Source organism: Streptomyces sp. NPDC052043 (assembly GCF_044548235.1).
In the GTDB taxonomy this organism is placed as follows: domain Bacteria; phylum Actinomycetota; class Actinomycetes; order Streptomycetales; family Streptomycetaceae; genus Streptomyces.
Genome location: NZ_JBIUBT010000007.1, coordinates 13,629 through 29,419, shown reverse-complemented (window position 1 = coordinate 29,419; position 15,791 = coordinate 13,629). Strand labels below are relative to the sequence as shown.

Annotated in this window: 13 protein-coding genes and 2 pseudogenes; 7 read left to right on the top strand and 8 right to left on the bottom strand. The window is 69.4% G+C overall.

The genetic code is table 11. The annotated features are described in order from the left end of the window. Positions 1-331: 331 nt before the first annotated feature. The gene (locus ACIHCX_RS19265) at positions 332-1,627 is read left to right on the top strand and encodes an alpha/beta hydrolase family protein (RefSeq protein ID WP_400030888.1); all 1,296 of its coding nucleotides are present in this window, start codon (positions 332-334) and stop codon (positions 1,625-1,627) included. A gap of 139 nt (positions 1,628-1,766) precedes the next feature. On the opposite strand, the gene ACIHCX_RS19260 is transcribed toward ACIHCX_RS19265, so the two are convergent. The 5 genes from ACIHCX_RS19260 to ACIHCX_RS19240 all read right to left on the bottom strand — a co-directional run bounded on the left by ACIHCX_RS19260 (position 1,767) and on the right by ACIHCX_RS19240 (position 8,362). Continuing rightward, positions 1,767-2,687, bottom strand: a complete 921-nt coding sequence (locus tag ACIHCX_RS19260) for an ROK family protein (RefSeq protein WP_400031350.1) — start codon at positions 2,685-2,687, stop codon at positions 1,767-1,769. A gap of 62 nt (positions 2,688-2,749) precedes the next feature. Beyond that, positions 2,750-4,528 (bottom strand): dipeptide ABC transporter ATP-binding protein, encoded by a 1,779-nt coding sequence (locus ACIHCX_RS19255; protein ID WP_400030886.1) that lies wholly within the window; start codon positions 4,526-4,528, stop codon positions 2,750-2,752. Continuing rightward, positions 4,525-5,424 carry an ABC transporter permease gene (locus ACIHCX_RS19250; RefSeq protein ID WP_400030884.1) on the bottom strand — a complete coding sequence of 300 codons (900 nt, stop codon included), beginning with the start codon at positions 5,422-5,424 and terminating at the stop codon, positions 4,525-4,527. The genes ACIHCX_RS19255 and ACIHCX_RS19250 overlap by 4 nt, the downstream gene beginning before the upstream one ends. Continuing rightward, positions 5,421-6,380 carry an ABC transporter permease gene (locus ACIHCX_RS19245; protein ID WP_400030882.1) on the bottom strand — a complete coding sequence of 320 codons (960 nt, stop codon included), beginning with the start codon at positions 6,378-6,380 and terminating at the stop codon, positions 5,421-5,423. Before ACIHCX_RS19245 ends, ACIHCX_RS19250 begins: the two co-directional genes overlap by 4 nt. Before the next feature lie 164 nt (positions 6,381-6,544). Next, positions 6,545-8,362, bottom strand: coding sequence for a peptide ABC transporter substrate-binding protein (locus ACIHCX_RS19240; protein WP_400030880.1), 1,818 nt, complete (start codon positions 8,360-8,362; stop codon positions 6,545-6,547). Between the two features lie 320 nt (positions 8,363-8,682). Here ACIHCX_RS19240 and ACIHCX_RS19235 point away from each other — a divergent pair, with 320 nt between their 5' ends. The 4 genes and pseudogenes from ACIHCX_RS19235 to ACIHCX_RS19220 all read left to right on the top strand — a co-directional run. After that, positions 8,683-9,954 carry an ROK family protein gene (locus tag ACIHCX_RS19235; protein ID WP_400030878.1) on the top strand — a complete coding sequence of 424 codons (1,272 nt, stop codon included), beginning with the start codon at positions 8,683-8,685 and terminating at the stop codon, positions 9,952-9,954. Positions 9,955-10,036: 82 nt separating this feature from the next. Continuing rightward, positions 10,037-11,560 (top strand): M81 family metallopeptidase, encoded by a 1,524-nt coding sequence (locus ACIHCX_RS19230; RefSeq protein WP_400030876.1) that lies wholly within the window; start codon positions 10,037-10,039, stop codon positions 11,558-11,560. A gap of 65 nt (positions 11,561-11,625) precedes the next feature. Beyond that, the gene (locus ACIHCX_RS19225) at positions 11,626-12,501 is read left to right on the top strand and encodes a copper homeostasis protein CutC (RefSeq protein WP_400031348.1); all 876 of its coding nucleotides are present in this window, start codon (positions 11,626-11,628) and stop codon (positions 12,499-12,501) included. Then, positions 12,420-12,602: pseudogene (locus ACIHCX_RS19220) on the top strand (transposase); the annotation flags it as partial. The gene ACIHCX_RS19225 and the pseudogene ACIHCX_RS19220, both read left to right, overlap by 82 nt. 97 nt (positions 12,603-12,699) lie before the next feature. Here the strand turns inward: ACIHCX_RS19220 and ACIHCX_RS19215 are convergent. Further along, positions 12,700-12,945 (bottom strand): Smr/MutS family protein, encoded by a 246-nt coding sequence (locus ACIHCX_RS19215; protein WP_400030874.1) that lies wholly within the window; start codon positions 12,943-12,945, stop codon positions 12,700-12,702. 157 nt (positions 12,946-13,102) lie between these two features. Between ACIHCX_RS19215 and ACIHCX_RS19210 the strand changes: the two are divergent. Then, positions 13,103-13,453, top strand: a pseudogene (locus ACIHCX_RS19210) (transposase); the annotation flags it as partial. A gap of 209 nt (positions 13,454-13,662) precedes the next feature. On the opposite strand, the gene ACIHCX_RS19205 reads toward ACIHCX_RS19210, so the two are convergent. Beyond that, positions 13,663-13,893 (bottom strand): DUF1877 family protein, encoded by a 231-nt coding sequence (locus tag ACIHCX_RS19205; RefSeq protein WP_400031346.1) that lies wholly within the window; start codon positions 13,891-13,893, stop codon positions 13,663-13,665. Positions 13,894-14,067: 174 nt separating this feature from the next. On the opposite strand from ACIHCX_RS19205, the gene ACIHCX_RS19200 reads away from it, so the two are divergent. After that, positions 14,068-14,844 carry a thioesterase II family protein gene (locus tag ACIHCX_RS19200; protein WP_400030872.1) on the top strand — a complete coding sequence of 259 codons (777 nt, stop codon included), beginning with the start codon at positions 14,068-14,070 and terminating at the stop codon, positions 14,842-14,844. Between the two features lie 163 nt (positions 14,845-15,007). Here the strand turns inward: ACIHCX_RS19200 and ACIHCX_RS19195 are convergent, their stop codons facing one another. Next, positions 15,008-15,667, bottom strand: a complete 660-nt coding sequence (locus ACIHCX_RS19195) for a TetR/AcrR family transcriptional regulator (protein ID WP_400030870.1) — start codon at positions 15,665-15,667, stop codon at positions 15,008-15,010. Between the last annotated feature and the right edge of the window lie 124 nt (positions 15,668-15,791).

Here is a 15,791-nt window from a genome sequence, read left to right as displayed (position 1 = left end):
CCACCTTTCACCGTGACACGGTCGAAGGCGCGAGGTTGACCAGAGGTTCTCGGTCGGGCCACCGAGCGGGATGACGAAGGCGGCCCGATCCCGAGGCCCGGGGCTTCACCCTGGGGGTCGACCGGGTTTGCCCGCCATCGCGACTGCGAGAGAATGTGAGAATACAGCCGACTGTATGAGGTCCCGCTCGAGTGCCCGAAGTCCAGGGCCCGGCCTCCGATATCAGTTGGATGGGCAACTACTCAACTCGATTAACGGCATGCGCCGATTCGCGCCCGAGCTTCGGCCGCGGCCCTGGGCGACCATCTGCGCCCTACAGGAGGTGTCGGCCATGGCCATTCTCACTCCTCACGCGACACGACGGACACGCCGCTTTGCCGAGCAGCGCTGGCTGCTCGATGCCGTCATCCAGACTGTCGGATTGGAATGGGATCAAGGTCGCATCGGGTATGCGATGGGGCCGTGCGGGTTTCCGGCTCGACCGGATTTCGAGCGGGTCAGCAACCGGGTCGAGAAGTTCGATGACATTGCTCGGGAATTCGCGGCCGTCGGGCTCGCGCGACTGCGGCGCGCGGAAGATGCTCGACTAGCCGGTCACGAAGTCAGCGAGCGTGAACACAGCTTCATTGCCAGCGTCCTGTTCAGCCAGGCGCAGTGGCCAATCTTCGAGAACACCGAGGAGAACCATCGCCTCGAGTCGCTCAAGAACGCCGCCTACGCAGCGTACGCCAGGACCGCCGACCACCCTGTTCGACAAGTTGAGTTGCCGTGGGGCGAGCGCTCTCTTCCCGGCTGGTTGCATCTGCCGCCCGGTGCCGGCGCAGACCAGCCAGTGGGGTGCGTGATCAGTATCGGCGGGATGGATTCCGCAAAGGAAATGCTCGTTGGCCTCTATGGAGATCCGATTCTTGAGCGGGGGCTCGCGGTGTTGGCGCTGGACGGGCCCGGACAGGCCAGCTGCACGCTGCGCGAGATATGGGTCCGGCCGGGTGACTTTCCCATAGCAACCGCCGCTGCACTCGATTGGCTGGAAGGCCAACCGGAGATCGATCAGTCGCGCATCGCGGTACGCGGGATCAGCATGGGGTCGATGTGGGCCACGCAAGCCGCTGCCCACAACGACCGCATCAAGGCCTGTGCCGTCGTCTACCTCTGCCAAGAACGGGGTGGACCCGCGATCTTCGGAGAAGCCTCCCCAACGTTCAAAGCGCGGTTCATGTACATGGCCGGGTACGACGACGAGAACGAGTTCGATGCAGCGGCCTCCGACCTGATAACCGTCGAGGGCCTGGGAAAACTTGTCCACTGCCCCTATCTGGCGATCGGCGGTGAGGATGACGAGCTCACCGCGCTGGAATCGACCTTCGCTCTCCTGGACGACGTCTCCGCGCCGAAGGAGCTGATGCTGCTCCAGGGAGAGCGTCATACTCTGCACAAGACGCCGTCCAGCGCCTCTGTCAACGAGCTGACATACATCGCCGACTGGTTCGCAGATTGCCTCGCCGGGCGTATTCCTGAAAGCACGCTGACGCTCGTCGGCCAGGACGGCCGGATCAGGCGAACCCCGTGGTCTGATCGCCCTCCCTACCGGCACGGTCTCCCCGAGGTTGTCCTCGGCGACGAGTAAGTGAGCGTTTGGTTCTCCTGTGTCTGTTTCATTTTGCTTGGAACGGCTCACAGCGCCGGCTCCACGCCTACCCGGGCCGGCATGCCGGTGTGGTCCGCGGGTCGGGCCCGCGGACTTCGGGGGGCCGGGGGTCCTGTCCCTACGCCGTCGCTCTCACCTCTGTGCCCAGTTCGCGTCGGGCGCGGGCGGCGGCGCCGACCGGGACGGCGTCGGAGGCCAGGGCGGCCTTGACCAGGCGGACGGGGTGGCCGCTGACCGGGGGGTCGGCGGCGAGGGCGGACAGGACGACGGGCTCCAGCAGGGGCCAGGCGCGGCTGACGCCGCCGCCGACGACCACCGTGGTGATGTCGACGACGCCCGCCGTGATCACGATCGCCCGGGCGATGCCTTCTCCTGCGCCGCGGTACACCGCGAGCGCGTCCTCGTCGCCTCGGGCGGCGGCCTCGGCGACCTCGCGGGCGGTGAGGTGCCGGCCGGTGCGGTCGGCGTAACGAGCCCCGATGGAGCGGCCGGAGGCCAACGTCTCCAGATGGCCCCGGCCGCCGCAGGAGCAGGGCAGGTCACCGAAGCCGGGGATGTGCCCGATCTCGCCGGCCGCGCCGTGCGGACCCGTGTACAGGGCGCCGTCGGTCCACAGGGCGCCGCCGACGCCGGTCCCCAGGGTCATGCCGAGGACGTCGGTCTCGCCGCGCACCGCTCCGCCGTAGACCTCCCCGTAGAGGAAGGCGTTGACGTCGTTGTCCAGGAAGGCCGGGACGCCGAGGGCTTCCTCGACGGCGGCGGTGACGGCGAAGCCGGCCCAGCCGCGGAAGGAGTCGCTGGCGACCAGGATGCGGCCGTTCGCGGAGTCCACCACCCCGGCGGCACCGATTCCGGCGCCCACCAGGCGGCCCGGGGTGCGGGCCAGCAGCGGGGCGAGCGCGTCGAGCGCGGCGCCGACCATGGCCCGGCCGCCCTCCTGCGCCGGGGTGGTGGTCTCCGCGCGGTCGAGGACGGTCAGGTCGTCGGAGCAGAGCACCACCTGGGTGGTGGTGCCGCCGATGTCGATGCCGGCGAACAGCGGCCGGAGAGTGCTGGAAATGGCGGAGTCCTGCGGGGTGTGGGGGGAAGGTAGAGGGCCGGTCACGCCTGGGCCTCCGTACGGCCGGCCGCGAGAGTGGCCAGGCGTTCGGCTCGGCGGCCCCGCTGCACCACCGGATCGGGCACCGGCACGGCGGCCAGCAGACGGCGGGTGTAGTCGGTCTCCGGATGCAGCAGCGTCGTCCCGGTGGAGCCCTGCTCCTCGATGCGGCCGGCGCGCATCACGACGACGCGCTGCGCGAAGTGCTGCACCACGGCGAGGTCGTGGGAGACGAACAGGCAGGCGAAGCCCAGTTCGCCCTGGAGCTCGGCGATGACCTCCAGGACCGCTTCCTGCACGCTCACGTCGAGCGCGCTGGTGGGTTCGTCGGCGACCAGCAGCCGGGGTTCCAGGACCAGGGCGCGGGCCAGGCTGACCCGCTGGCGCTGTCCGCCGGACAGTTCGCGGGGGGCGCGCCGGGCGAGTTCGCGGGGCAGCCGGACCCGGTCGAGGACGGCGGCCACCTTGGCCTGCCGGTCCTTGGCGGACAGATCGTGACGGTGTACCCGGAGCGGTTCGGCGATGCACTCGCCGACGGTCATACGGGCGTCGAGGGAGGCCACCGGGTCCTGGAGGACGACACCGATGCCGGAGCGCAGGGCGCGCCGGGCCCGGGCGCGGGTGCGGCCGAGGTCGGTGCCGAACAGGGAGACGGTCCCGGAGGTGGGGGGGATCAGGCCGAGCGCGACCCGGGCAGCGGTCGACTTGCCGGAGCCGGACTCGCCGACCAGACCCACGGTCTCCGCCGGCCCGACCCGGAACGACACTCCGTCGAGGGCGCGTACGGCGGCCCTGCCACGGCCGAACACCACACTGATGTCACGCAGTTCGACCACCGGCTCGCTCCCGGGCCGGTCGGTCCCAGCGGGCGGGGCCGACGGCTCGGCCGCGGAACGGTTCGTCTGGGCCGGCACGGACGCGGCAAGCCGGCCGGTGCCGTCCGCGGCCTCGGCGACGGACAGCCGGGGCACGGCGGCCAGCAGGCGCCGGGTGTAGTCGTGGGAGGGGCGCAGCAGGACGTCCTCGACCGATCCGCTCTCCACGATCTCGCCCTGGTACATGACGGCGACCCGGTCCGCGAAGTCGGCGACGACGCCCATGTTGTGGGTGACGAGCAGCACTCCGGTGCCGGTCTCGACGGCGAGCCTCCGCAGCAGATCGAGGATCTCGGCCTGCACGGTCACGTCGAGGGCGGTGGTCGGCTCATCGGCGATGAGCAGGACGGGCTCGTTGGCGATGGCCATGGCGATCACCACCCGCTGGCGCTGTCCGCCGGAGAGCTGGAACGGGTAGGCGCGGGCGCGCTTCTCCGGTTCGGGGATGCCGACCCTGCGCAGCAACTCGACGGCCTCGGCGGCGGCTTCCTTGGGGGACACCTCGCGGTGGTTGCGGATCACCTCGGCGATCTGCTTCCCGATCCGGGTGAGCGGGTCGAGCGCGGTGGCCGGCTCCTGGAACACCATGGAGACGGTCTTGCCGCGCAGTGCCGCGAGACCGTTCTCGGAGGCGCCGACGATCTGGGTGCCGGCGATGACGGCGCTGCCGGTGGCGCGGGCGTTCCCGGCGAGCAGGCCCATCGCGGCGAGCGCGACGGTCGACTTGCCGGAGCCGGACTCGCCGACCAGCGCCAGCGTCTCGCCCGGTCGGACCTGGAGGGACACGCCCCTGACCGCGGGTACGTCGCCGGTCTCGGTGGTGAAGACGACGCCGAGGTCGTCGAGTTCGAGGATCGGGCCGGACGTCGCGGCGCGGGCGGCGGAGCCCTTGGTGGTGGCGGTCATCCGCGTCCCCTCACATCGAATGCGTCGCGGAGTCCGTCCCCGATCGCGTTGAACGCCCACACCACCAGGATGATGGCCAGGCCGGGCGGCAGGATGAGCCACCAGTAGCCGGAGTAGGCGGCGGTGAGACCGGCGGAGAGCATGCCGCCCCAGTCGGTCTGCGGCGGCCGGACTCCCATGCCCAGATAGGAGACATAGGCGACCAGCAGGATGGCATCGGCGACCTGGAAGGTCGCGGCGACGATGATGGTCGAGACCGAGTTCGGCAGGATGTGACGCAGGATGGCCCGGGCGTGCGTGCCGCCGATGGCGCGCAGGGTCAGGACGTAGTCCCGGTTCTTCAGGGTCAGTGTCTCGGCGCGGACCAGCCGGGACGGCACCAGCCAGGACACCAGGCCCAGGATGAGGACGAGACCGGTCAGGCCCGGCGTGGTGATGGCGGAGACCACCAGCAGGATGAACAGCGCGGGGATGGCGATGCCGGCGTCGACGATCCGCATCATCACGGCGTCGATCCAGCCGCCCGCGTAACCGGCGGCGGCGCCCCACAGGGTGCCGATGACGGTGGCGAGGACGCCCGCCGCGAGGCCGACGATCAGGGAGACCTTGCCGCCGTACATCAGCCGGCCCAGCTCGTCGTGTCCGACGGCGTCGGTGCCGAGCCAGTGCGCGCCGCTGGGGGCGAGGTTGACCTGCTGGAGCAGGGTGTGGGTCTGGTCGGTGGAGTACACCAGCGGACCGACGAAGCAGAACAGGAAGAAGAAGGCCACGACGGCGAGTCCGACGACGGCCAGCTTGTTGCGCAGAAAACGGCGGACGGCGAGCCGTACGCCGGAGGCCTCGCGCGGTGCTGCGTCCTTCGCCGGGGCCATGTCCGGCTGGATGACGGCGCTCATGCCCGACCTGCCTTCACTCGGGGGTCGATGATCCACTGGACGATGTCGGCGAGCAGGGTGCCGACGACGGTGGCGACGGCGATCACCAGGACGCAGCCCAGCAGGACCGGGTAGTCGGAGGACTGCGCCGCGGTCCAGAACAGCAGCCCCATGCCGGGGTAGTTGAAGAGCTGCTCGACGACCAGGGCGCCGCCGAAGAGCACCGGCACGTAGTAGCCGAGCATGGCGACCACGGGCGTCAGCGAGTTGCGGAACACATGCCGCCACAGGATGGCCTGGGAGCGGGAGCCGCCCGCCCTGGCCGTGCGGACGTAGTCCTCGGAGAGGTTCTCCAGGGTGGCCGACCGCATGTAGCGGCTGAACACCGCGACCATGGAGGCCGCGCCCGCGACCACCGGCAGCACCAGGGCCTGCGGGTCGGAGAGCACCTGGCCCAGCGTCTCGCCCTGCGGAGCCTGCGACGGGAACCACGCCAGCATCTGGCTGAAGACCAGCACCAGGATCAGCCCGAGGAAGTACACGGGCGTGGAGTAGGCGATGAAGCTCAGCGTGGTGATGACGTAGTCCACCGGCTTGTTGCGGCGCATGGCCTGCCACATGCCCAGCGGGATCGCCAGGACGAGGCCGACGAGCGCCGACAGCACGGTGAGGACCAGGGTCTTCGGCAGCCGCTCGGCGATGAGCTGGGAAACCGGCTCGTTGAGGGTGTACGAGGTTCCGAGGTCCCCGTGCAGCAGTTGGCCGAGGTAGTAGAAGTACTGCACGGGCAGGGACTTGTCGAGGCCCTGTTCGTGGTTGAAGCGGGCGATCTGCTGTGCGGTGGCCTGCGGCCCGAGGATCCCGCGTGCGGGGCCTCCGGGCAACGCGTGCAGCAGGCCGAAGACGACGATCGTCACGATGACGATCACCGCGACGGCCTGGAGGACGCGTCTGATCAGGTACGAGGAAGTGCTCATGTGTTTTCCGGTCGCTTCGTCTCTGTGGTGCGCGCGGGTGTCACCTGGACATGGACGTCACTGCGACGTGGGTGTCGGTGCGGAGGGGTGCCGGTGTGGCGCGAACGCGCGCGGGCCCCGGCAACCGGCAGGCTGCCGTCGGCCCGCGCGGGCGCCGACCGGGCTTACTTGGTCCACTTCCACATGGCGGGGTGGAAGTTGGCGAGGGAGTCCTGGGCGAAGCCGCCGAGGCCGTCCTTGACCACGGAGATCTGGTAGTCGGGCTCCGGCAGCCAGATCACGGGGAGGTCCTTGGCGAGCGCGGCGCTGTACTTCTGTACCGCCTCGTTCGAGGAGGACGTGGTGGTCTCGTTGATCAGCTTGTCGACCCCGGCGTTGGAGTAGCTGCCGAAGTTGGAGCCGCCGCCGGTGGCGAAGAGCGAGTCACCGCTCGGGTAGGCGGGGAAGTACCAGCTGCCCGCGGTGCCGAAGAAGGACAGCTGCCACTTGCAGTTCGACTCGTCGGCGGTGCACTGGCCGGACTGCGACAGGACGGAGTTGACCGGGGCGGTCTTGATGCCGAACTTGATGCCGGTCTCCGCGAACGACGACTGCAGCGCGCTCATCATGTTGTCGGTCACGGTGGAGCCGGACTGGGACAGCACCTCCATCTCGAACTTGGTGCCCTTGCCGACGCCCGCGCCGCACTGGTTGTCGCCGCTGCCGGGGCTGGTGCACACCATGGTGCCGCCCTGCTCGGTCCAACCGTGGTCGGTGAGCAGCTTCTTCGCCTTGGCGGTGTCGAACGGGTACGGGTTGTTCTTCTGCTCCGAGGAGACGAAGGACGAGTCCTGGCCCTGCGGGATCGGGCCGTAGGTGGAGACGGCGGTGCCGTTGAAGACCACCTTGGAGAGGGTGGTCTGGTCCACCGACATCTGGATCGCCTGGCGGGCGTACAGCTGCTTGAACACCGGGCCCATGGTCGGGTTGTTGAAGTTGTACGGCATGTAGGTGATCGCCCAGCCGGTCCACGGCTTCACCGAGTAGCCCTTGGCCTTGAAGGACGACTCCTGGCTCAGGTCGGTGGCGTTGATGTAGCCGTAGTCGACGGTGCCCGCGCGGAGGGCGTTCACCTCGGCCTCGGTGGTGGTGAACGGCAGCAGGTTGACGTTCTTGATGTTGGCCTTGCCGCCGCCGTCGTACTTCGCGTTGGCGGTCAGCTCCACCTTGCCCGCGGTGGAGAACGACTTGATGGTGTACGGGCCGCTGACCGTCTTCCACAGCGGGTCGGTCGCATAGCCGGAGATCTTCTTGGCGGCGTTGTTGAGGTACGTCCAGACCTTCTTGGCGCCGGCGGCGGTGCGGTCCAGGTCGGAGACGGCGCCGGAGTCGCTGGCCTTGTCCCAGACGTGCTGCGGCATCGTGCGGATCATGCTCAGCTCGTTGGCGAGCATCCACTCCTGGTTGTACGCCTTGTCGAAGGTGATCGTGAAGTGCGTGTCGTCGATCGTCTTGAAGGAGGTCCAGTTGTCCGGCGCCTTGCCCGGGCTGTAGCTTGCCCAGTCCGCCTTGTTGGCCTTGACCAGGTTGAACCAGAACTCCACGTCGCGCGAGGTGATCTGCTTGCCGTCGCTCCAGTGACGATCGCCGAGGGTGATCGTCACGCTCTTGCTGTCCGCAGCGAACTTCGCGTCGGTGGCCAGCGAGTTGTCCTTGTTCCAGCCGACCTTGCCGGTGGAACCGTCGTACGCGATCAGCGGCTCCCAGACGGCCTGGGATATGGAGGAGTTGTTGGTGTTCAGGTGCGAGGCGGTACCGACCGGGAGGATCCAGTTCGGCGTGAAGTTCGCCGGCAGGGCGTAGTTGATGGTGTCCGACGACGCCGAGCCCGAGGACGACGAGCCACCGCCCCCGGAACAGCCGGTGAGCAGCGCGCCGGTGATGACGGCGGCACCCGCGACGAGGGCCCAGCGGCGGCCGGCCGCCGTGTGAGCAAGGAACATGACTCTCCTCAGAGTGAAAGGACCCGCATCCATCCCGGGAGGACCCGGGCCGGCGCCGCGGGATCGGCGCTGTGTATGGCGACATACAACGACGGACGCGCCGAACAAACAAACAAGATTTAGTAAAAAGTAAGTTTCTGCAGTTTCGACAAAAGTCACAGTCGGCCACTTCAGGCGCCTCAAGTGGTTTCTATGTACCGATTTGAGGCGATTTAACTGTGCGCTGACGCCGTCCACTTCCTTCACGGAGACTGTTCCCTGCCTGCCAGGACGGGCGTACTCTCTCCGTCACATCCACCATTGCGGAAGTTACTTCGTACATGACTGAAATAAGTGCACGGGGCCGCAGGACCACCAAGGGCGTGTCCCTGAAGGGCGCGACGTCGAAGGGCGCCGCACAGAAGGGCACGGCCATCGCCGCGCGGGTCCTCGAACTCGTCGCCTCGGGCCAGGCCACGTCCCGCGCCGAACTCGCCCAACTCCTCGGCACGGCCCCCTCCACCATCTCCCTCACCGTGGCCCAGCTGGTCGAGCGCGGGCTCATCGCCGAGGAGGGCACCCACTCCTCCACCGGCGGCCGCCCCCGCAGGGTGCTCAGGGCGGGCAGCAACGACGAGTACGCCGTCGCCGCCGACGTCGGCGGCCGCCATGCCCGGATCGGGGTGGTGCTCCCGGGCGGCGGTGTCCGTGACGTCGCCAACGTCCCTTTCGAGATCGCCGACGGTCCCGAGGCCGCCCTGCCGAGGCTCGCCGAGCACCTGGAGTCCCTCGCCGAGCAGCGTGGACGCGACCAGCTCCGCGGCGTCGGGCTCTCCCTGCCCGGGCCGGTGGACGTCGCCGCCGGCGCCGTCGTCCAGCCGTCCCGGATGCTCGGCTGGAATCGCTTCCCGGTCGCCGCCTGGCTGGAGGAGCGCTTCGGGGTCCCGGCCGTCGTCGACAACGACGCCAACTGCATGGCGGTCGGTGAGCAGAGCGTCAGGCCCGCCGAGCACCGGCAGTCGATCACGGTGAAGATCGGCTCGGCGATCGGTGCCGGCGTCATCGCCGACGGCCGCCTCTACCGGGGCGCCCGCGGAGCTGCCGGCGACATCACCCACATCCGCATCGACGGCGGCGCCGACATCCCCTGCTCCTGCGGCAACACCGGCTGTCTGGAGACCGTGGCGTCCGGCGCCGCGCTCGTGCGCATCCTGCGCGAACGCGGTCTCGACGTCGCCGGCCCCGAGGACGTCGTACGGCTCGTCACCGACGCCGACCCGGAAGCCACCCGAGCCGTCCGCAGGGCCGGCGACCACCTCGGCCGGGTACTCGCCGCCAACGTCAACTTCTTCAACCCGGACGCCGTCTACCTCGGCGGCATCCTCTCCACCCTCGAACCGTTCGTCGCCGCGGTGCGCAGCCAGCTCTACGAGAGCTGCCACCCGCTGGTGACCGAACACCTCACCATCGAGCGAGTCGTCCTCGGCGCAGACGCCGGACTGGTCGGCGCCGGACTGTTCGCCCTGCAGCACTCCCTGGCCCGCGCTCTGGGCGATGCCGGGGGCACCGGCACGGACGGGTTCCGTACCGCCGCGCCCCCCGGAAGGGGCTGACGCCCGCTCAAAAAGTCCCGCACCGGGTGAACTCCCGCCCCCGGCCACACCGCCCACTCCGCACCACCCCGCACGAGGAGCCATGTCCCACACCCGCACCGCCGTCACCCGTCCGGTCATCGCCGTCGCCGGCCTCGGCATCGAGTCCTCCACCTTCTCCCCGGCCCGCACCGAAGCCCCCGCCTTCCACCCCTCGCGCGGCGCCGAGGTCCTCGACCGGTACCCGTTCCTCGCCCCCGGCGAGGAACTGCGCGAGGCCGCCGAATGGCACGGCGCCCTGGTCGGCAAGTCACTGCCCGGCGGCACCGTCACCGCCACCGCCTGGACCGCGCTCACCGACGAACTGATCGAACGCCTCGCCGCGCTACCCCGGTTGGACGGCCTCTGGTACGACATCCACGGCGCCATGACCGTGGAGGGGATCGACGACGCCGAGGCCGTGCTGCTGGAACGGATCCGCGCCACCGTCGGCCCCGACGTGATCGTCTCCACCTCGATGGACCTGCACGGCAACGTCTCCCGGGAACTCGTCCACGGCAGCGACCTGATCACCTGCTACCGGATGGCCCCGCACGAGGACCACATGGAGACCAAGGAGCGTGCCGTCCGCAACCTGGTCGACCTGCTCGCGTCCGGCGCCCCCCGCCCGGTCAAGGCGTGGGTCCCGGTCCCGGTGCTGCTGGCCGGCGAGCAGACCTCCACCCGGATCGAACCAGCGAAGAGCGTGTACGCGGCGGTCGACGAGGTCGAGGCCGCCGACGGCGTGACGGACGCCGCCATCTGGGTCGGCTACGCCTGGGCCGACGAACCCCGCAACCGCGCCGTCGTGGTCGTCACCGGCGACGATGCGGCGGCGGTCTCGGCCGGGGCCGAACGACTCGCCCGGGGCTTCTGGAACGCCCGCCACGACTTCGACTTCGTCGCCCCGACCGGCACCTACGACGAACTCCTCGACGAGGCCCTCGCCTCCGACCAGCGGCCGTACTTCATCAGCGACACCGGCGACAACCCCACCGCGGGCGGCGCCGGTGACGTCACCTGGGGCCTGACCCGGCTGCTCGAGCGCCCCGAGTTCCAGAAGGAGGACGGGCCGACCGTCCTCTACGCCTCGGTGCCGGGCCCCGCCGCGATCGAGACCGCCGTCGCCGCCGGGATCGGCGCCACCGTCACCGTCACCGCCGGCGCCGAGGTCGACGACCGGCACGCCGGCCCCGTCACCCTCACCGGCGTGGTCCACGCGATCCGGCACGGCGACCGGGACGCGAAGACCGAGGTCGTCATCCGGGTCGGCAGCGTGTACGCGATCCTCACCAGGTTGCGGAAGCCGTACCACCACGAGCACGACTTCACCGACCTCGACCTCGACCCGCGCTCCGCCGACATCGTGATCGTCAAGATCGGCTACCTGGAGCCCGAGCTGTTCGACATGTCGGTCGGCTGGAAGATGGCCCTCACTCCCGGCGGTGTCGACCAGGACCTGGTACGCCTCGGCCACCGCCGCATCCGCCGCCCGATGTTCCCCTTCGACCGCGACATGGCCGACCCGAACCTGACGGCCCGTGTCATTCCGGCCTCCGACCAGCCGCTCACCGGGGACGACGAGTGACCGACCGCACCCCCCGGTCCCTCGGCTCGCCCCAGGCCGGCGGTGCGGGCCGGGCCCCAGCACCGGTGGCGGCCGACGAGGTTCCCGGGCCGGCTGTACCTTCCCGGCGGCCCGCACTGGAGATCGCCGTCACCTCACCGGCCGGTGCCCGTGTCGCCCTCGACCACGGAGCCGATCGCGTCGAACTCTGCACCGGCCTGGAACTGGGCGGTCTGACCCCGTCGGCCGCCCTCGTCGAGGCGGTCGCCGCCGTAGGCCTGCCGGTGCAGGTCCTGGTCCGCTGCCGACCGGGCGACTTCGTCCACGACGCCGAGGAGATCGCCCTGATGGTCGCCGAGGTGCGGTCCGTGATCGCCTCCGGCGCCTCCGGCGTAGTCGTCGGCGCGCTCACCGTCGACGGCCGCCTCGACACCGACGCCGTCACCCGCCTCGCCGCGGCGGCTCATGACACGGGCCGCCCCGTCGAGGTGACCCTGCACCGCGCGATCGACCTGTCCGCGGACCCGGTCGCCACCGCCGCGCTGTTGCCCGCCCTGGGGCTCACCCGGGTGCTCACCTCCGGCGGCGCCCCGGCAGCCGGAGAGGGACTCGCCGCGCTCGCCGCCATGGTCGAGGCCGCGCCCGGCGTGCAGGTGATGGCGGGCGGCGGGGTGCGCCCCGCCGACATCCCGGCCCTGACCGCCGCCGGTGTCGCCGCCGTCCACCTCTCCGCGAAGCGCCGCGCAGAACCCCGGCGCGGGGGAACGTGGATCCCCCTCGGCGCCTCCAGCGCCTCCGCCGAGCAGGACACGCACTTCGTCACCGACCCAGCGGTGGTCGCCGAGGCCAGGAGAATGCTGGAATCGCGGGCGAGAACGAGGAGCCACCGGCCTGGAAGGAGAGCCACAACGCCTCCCACCGCCGCGTCCGCGCCCGCATCGAGCACACCTTCGCCCACATGAAGAGCTGGAAGATCCTGCGCGACTGCCGCCCCAGAGGCGACGGCGTCCACCACGCCATGCTCGGCATCGCCCGCCTGCACGACCTCACCCTCACCGGCTGACGAGCAGACGGGGCAGGTCAACCTGCCCGCCCCAGAATAATTACGCGACGCCGTCCAGCGTCGGCGTCCTGATCCGGGGCATGCAGGGACCGCCCCCTCAGTTGAAGTACACCAGGATGCGGCCGGAGTTGCCCGAGTCGACCTCTCGGCGCACATAGAGCTTGCGGATGTGCTTCTGGTCCAGGAAGGCAAGGACCCGGGCCCTAAGCCGTCCCGATCCCTTGCCGGGGATGATCTCCGCGACCGGTTCACCCGCATGGGACGCCCTGAAGAGAAACTGACGCAACGCGAGCTCGATGTCCCGGTTGTTACGGAAGACCGGGTGGAGATCGAGCGTCATCATCGGGATCCTCCTTCGTTGTCACGGTGAGCCTAGGCGTCCGGCTGCAAGATCCACCAGCAGGCCTCCCACAGAGTCACCCCGTAGTACCTGGGCACCCGGACGCCGCCGTCGCCTCGCTTGAGCTGCGCCGGGCGGAGTCGGTTGCGGCAGGCTGGCGAAGAGCTTCTCCTGGCGCGACTACCGGGACCTTCTCATCGCGGCCCACGCTCAGCTCGGCGGTCCGATCGTCCTGGTCTGGGACAACCTCAACGTGCATAAGGCTGCAGGACTACGGAAATTCGCCGAGAGCCGGGACTGGCTGACCATCTACTACCTGCCGCCCTATGCACCCGATCAATCCCGTCGAGGGTATCTGGTCCCTGCTGGGCGCGGCAGGCTCTCCAACGTCGCCTTCACCACGCCGGACCACCTAATGCAACACGTAAGAAGCGGCCTCCGCCACATCCAGTACCGCAGTCACCTCATAGACGGCTGCCTCACCAAGACAGGACTGACGATCAGCCCTTGATCACCCGCGGAACATCACGAGCTCAACGTCCGTGACGCAGGACAGGGCGGTCCACCCTGGGATCGAGCTTGGCGAGTATCGGTCCAGCCAGATGATCATCGCGTCGCCGTCCTGGGCTGCTGCTTGGAAGTACGGCGTCAGAGCTTCGTAGTGGTGGACGACATACGACAGCCAATGCTCGTCTCAGTGATGCTGGGATACAGATCGGCCTAGGCCAGCTCCCTGACGGTAACGCTGCCGATCCAGGTGTGGCTTGGTGTGGCAGCCAGGGCGGCGGCTGCGGTGCGAACCTGCTCAGGAGTGAGGTAGCGGGGTGGTCCCCAATCATCTGCTCCAGAAAGTTCCTCCTCGTTGTGGACGATGTCGACGGGGAAACTGACACGCCGCAGTAGGAAGCCAAGCTCTGACAGGCGACCAAGGCTTGCGCCATCCGACGTCACGAGTTCGAGTTCAGTAATCCCTCGGACGTGAGTATTCAGCTTCCCTCGGCAATGCGAAAGCCCCCACGGACACTGCTCTGCAAGTCCGTGCGTCTGCAGCAATTCGTCAGAAAGATAAGATAGGTTCGCGCTAACCTGCAACTGCCAAGTTGCGCGGCTCACAGGGAGTATCCGATGACCTCTGCGGCACTGGACCACGACGCCTGGATACGCACCTTCGACGCGGGCCCGAAAAGCGGACCCATGGTCGATGGATTTCGCCTCGTATGCTTCCCACACGCGGGAGGTTCAGCAAGTTTCTACTTCCCGTACTCCAAACTCCTGCGGCCGGAGATCGAGGTGCTGGCGGTGCAGTATCCGGGCCGGCAGGACCGGCGGGGGGAGCCCTGTCTGGATGAGATCGGCGCGTTGGCGGACCGGGCGGCCGAGGTGCTGCGGGGGCATCGCCCGAACGAGCGGCTGGCCTTTTTCGGCCATAGCATGGGTGCGGCGGTCGCCTTCGAGACGGCTCGTCGGCTGGAGGAGGGGCCAGGTCCACGGGTGTTGCATCTCTTCGCCTCAGCCCGGCGGGCGCCGAGCGCCTTCCGTCCGGAGTTCGTGCACCGGAAGGACGACGACGGGCTGGTCGCCGAGTTGCAGGCGCTCAGCGGTACGGATCCCGTGCTGCTCGCCGATCCCGAGGTGCGGGCTCTGCTCCTCCCGACCATCCGCTCCGACTACCGTGCGATCGAGTCCTACCGGTGTGAGCAGGATGCCTCGGTCGCCTGTCCGGTGACCGTGCTCATCGGGGACGCCGATCCCCGGGTCTCCGTGACGGACGCCCGCCTCTGGGAAGGGCACACCAGCAGGGGTTTCGAGGTGCGGGTGCTTCCAGGCGGTCACTTCTACCTGGAGGAACAGCGAGATGTCGTCGTGGCCGGGATCCGGGCGGCGCTGCACGAACATCTCTGAGTCGCCGTGATTGACGTCACAGGTCGCCATATGCCGTCCACCGCACGCTCTGGCGGCCACGCAAGGTGTTTCCTGCCGGCCGCCGCCGTGCAGTGCCGCCGGGACGGCCGTCGCCCCGGTCCGCTTCACCGCGCGCCGCAGTGCATGCCCCTCGCTCCGCCGGTCACCCCCTCGACGCCGGGCCATCACCAGCCCGCCTCAACCGCTCGACCGTGCCCTCACCGCGTAGACCGTCGCAGTAGATCGCGAGCATCCGACTGGGCAGCCGGGCGTCATCCGTGCGCTGTGCCGCGATCAGGGTGCTCGCCATGACGGCCATGAGATCGGCGACGGTCACGTCCTCACGGACACCAGCCCGCTGAGCGCGCGTCAGCAGCACGCCGAGTGCCTCGTTCAGGCCAAGGGCGGCTGGGCCTGTGACCTCGCCGACGTCGACCCCAGCCCCGATCAGCGCGTCGACCAAGTCCTTCTTGACGCGGCCCTCCTCCAGGACGTCGAAGAGAAAGCCGAACAGCACCCCGATGGGATCCGCCAGGTCGGCCAGCGCGCGGGCCTTTTGGGTCAGCCGCTGGATCCGGGTGATGATCACCGCCTCGAACAGCACCTCCTTGGTAGGGAAGTGCCGATGCACGGTGCCCGGCCCGACGCCGGCGCGGCGCGCGATCTCATCCAGCGATACCGAGTGCCCTTCCACCGCGAAGGTCTCCAGCGCGGCGGCGAGGATCTGGTCACGGTTGCGGCGCGCGTCGGCACGCAGCGGCCTTGGAGGGGGAGGCGCATAGGGGATGGCGGAGTCCAGCCCCGTCGACTTCCCGACTGCCATGGTGCCTCCCGATCGTGACAACACCCCCGCGGGTACGCCTCAGGGCGGCGGAGGTCTTCGATTGTAACCGCACTTCGTTGACAACCGGGGCAGCGGCCCCGTATCGTCCGCAACCGGGTCCGTG

What these genes read in the sequence shown, in the direction of transcription:
- ACIHCX_RS19195 (WP_400030870.1), bottom strand. Translation starts at nt 15,667, where the DNA reads ATGGCAGTCGGGAAGTCGACGGGGCTGGACTCCGCCATCCCCTATGCG.
- ACIHCX_RS19230 (WP_400030876.1), top strand. Translation starts at nt 10,037, where the DNA reads ATGTCCCACACCCGCACCGCCGTCACCCGTCCGGTCATCGCCGTCGCC.
- ACIHCX_RS19250 (WP_400030884.1), bottom strand. Translation starts at nt 5,424, where the DNA reads ATGAGCGCCGTCATCCAGCCGGACATGGCCCCGGCGAAGGACGCAGCA.
- ACIHCX_RS19240 (WP_400030880.1), bottom strand. Translation starts at nt 8,362, where the DNA reads ATGTTCCTTGCTCACACGGCGGCCGGCCGCCGCTGGGCCCTCGTCGCG.
- ACIHCX_RS19245 (WP_400030882.1), bottom strand. Translation starts at nt 6,380, where the DNA reads ATGAGCACTTCCTCGTACCTGATCAGACGCGTCCTCCAGGCCGTCGCG.
- ACIHCX_RS19255 (WP_400030886.1), bottom strand. Translation starts at nt 4,528, where the DNA reads ATGACCGCCACCACCAAGGGCTCCGCCGCCCGCGCCGCGACGTCCGGC.
- ACIHCX_RS19235 (WP_400030878.1), top strand. Translation starts at nt 8,683, where the DNA reads ATGACTGAAATAAGTGCACGGGGCCGCAGGACCACCAAGGGCGTGTCC.
- ACIHCX_RS19215 (WP_400030874.1), bottom strand. Translation starts at nt 12,945, where the DNA reads ATGATGACGCTCGATCTCCACCCGGTCTTCCGTAACAACCGGGACATC.
- ACIHCX_RS19265 (WP_400030888.1), top strand. Translation starts at nt 332, where the DNA reads ATGGCCATTCTCACTCCTCACGCGACACGACGGACACGCCGCTTTGCC.
- ACIHCX_RS19200 (WP_400030872.1), top strand. Translation starts at nt 14,068, where the DNA reads ATGACCTCTGCGGCACTGGACCACGACGCCTGGATACGCACCTTCGAC.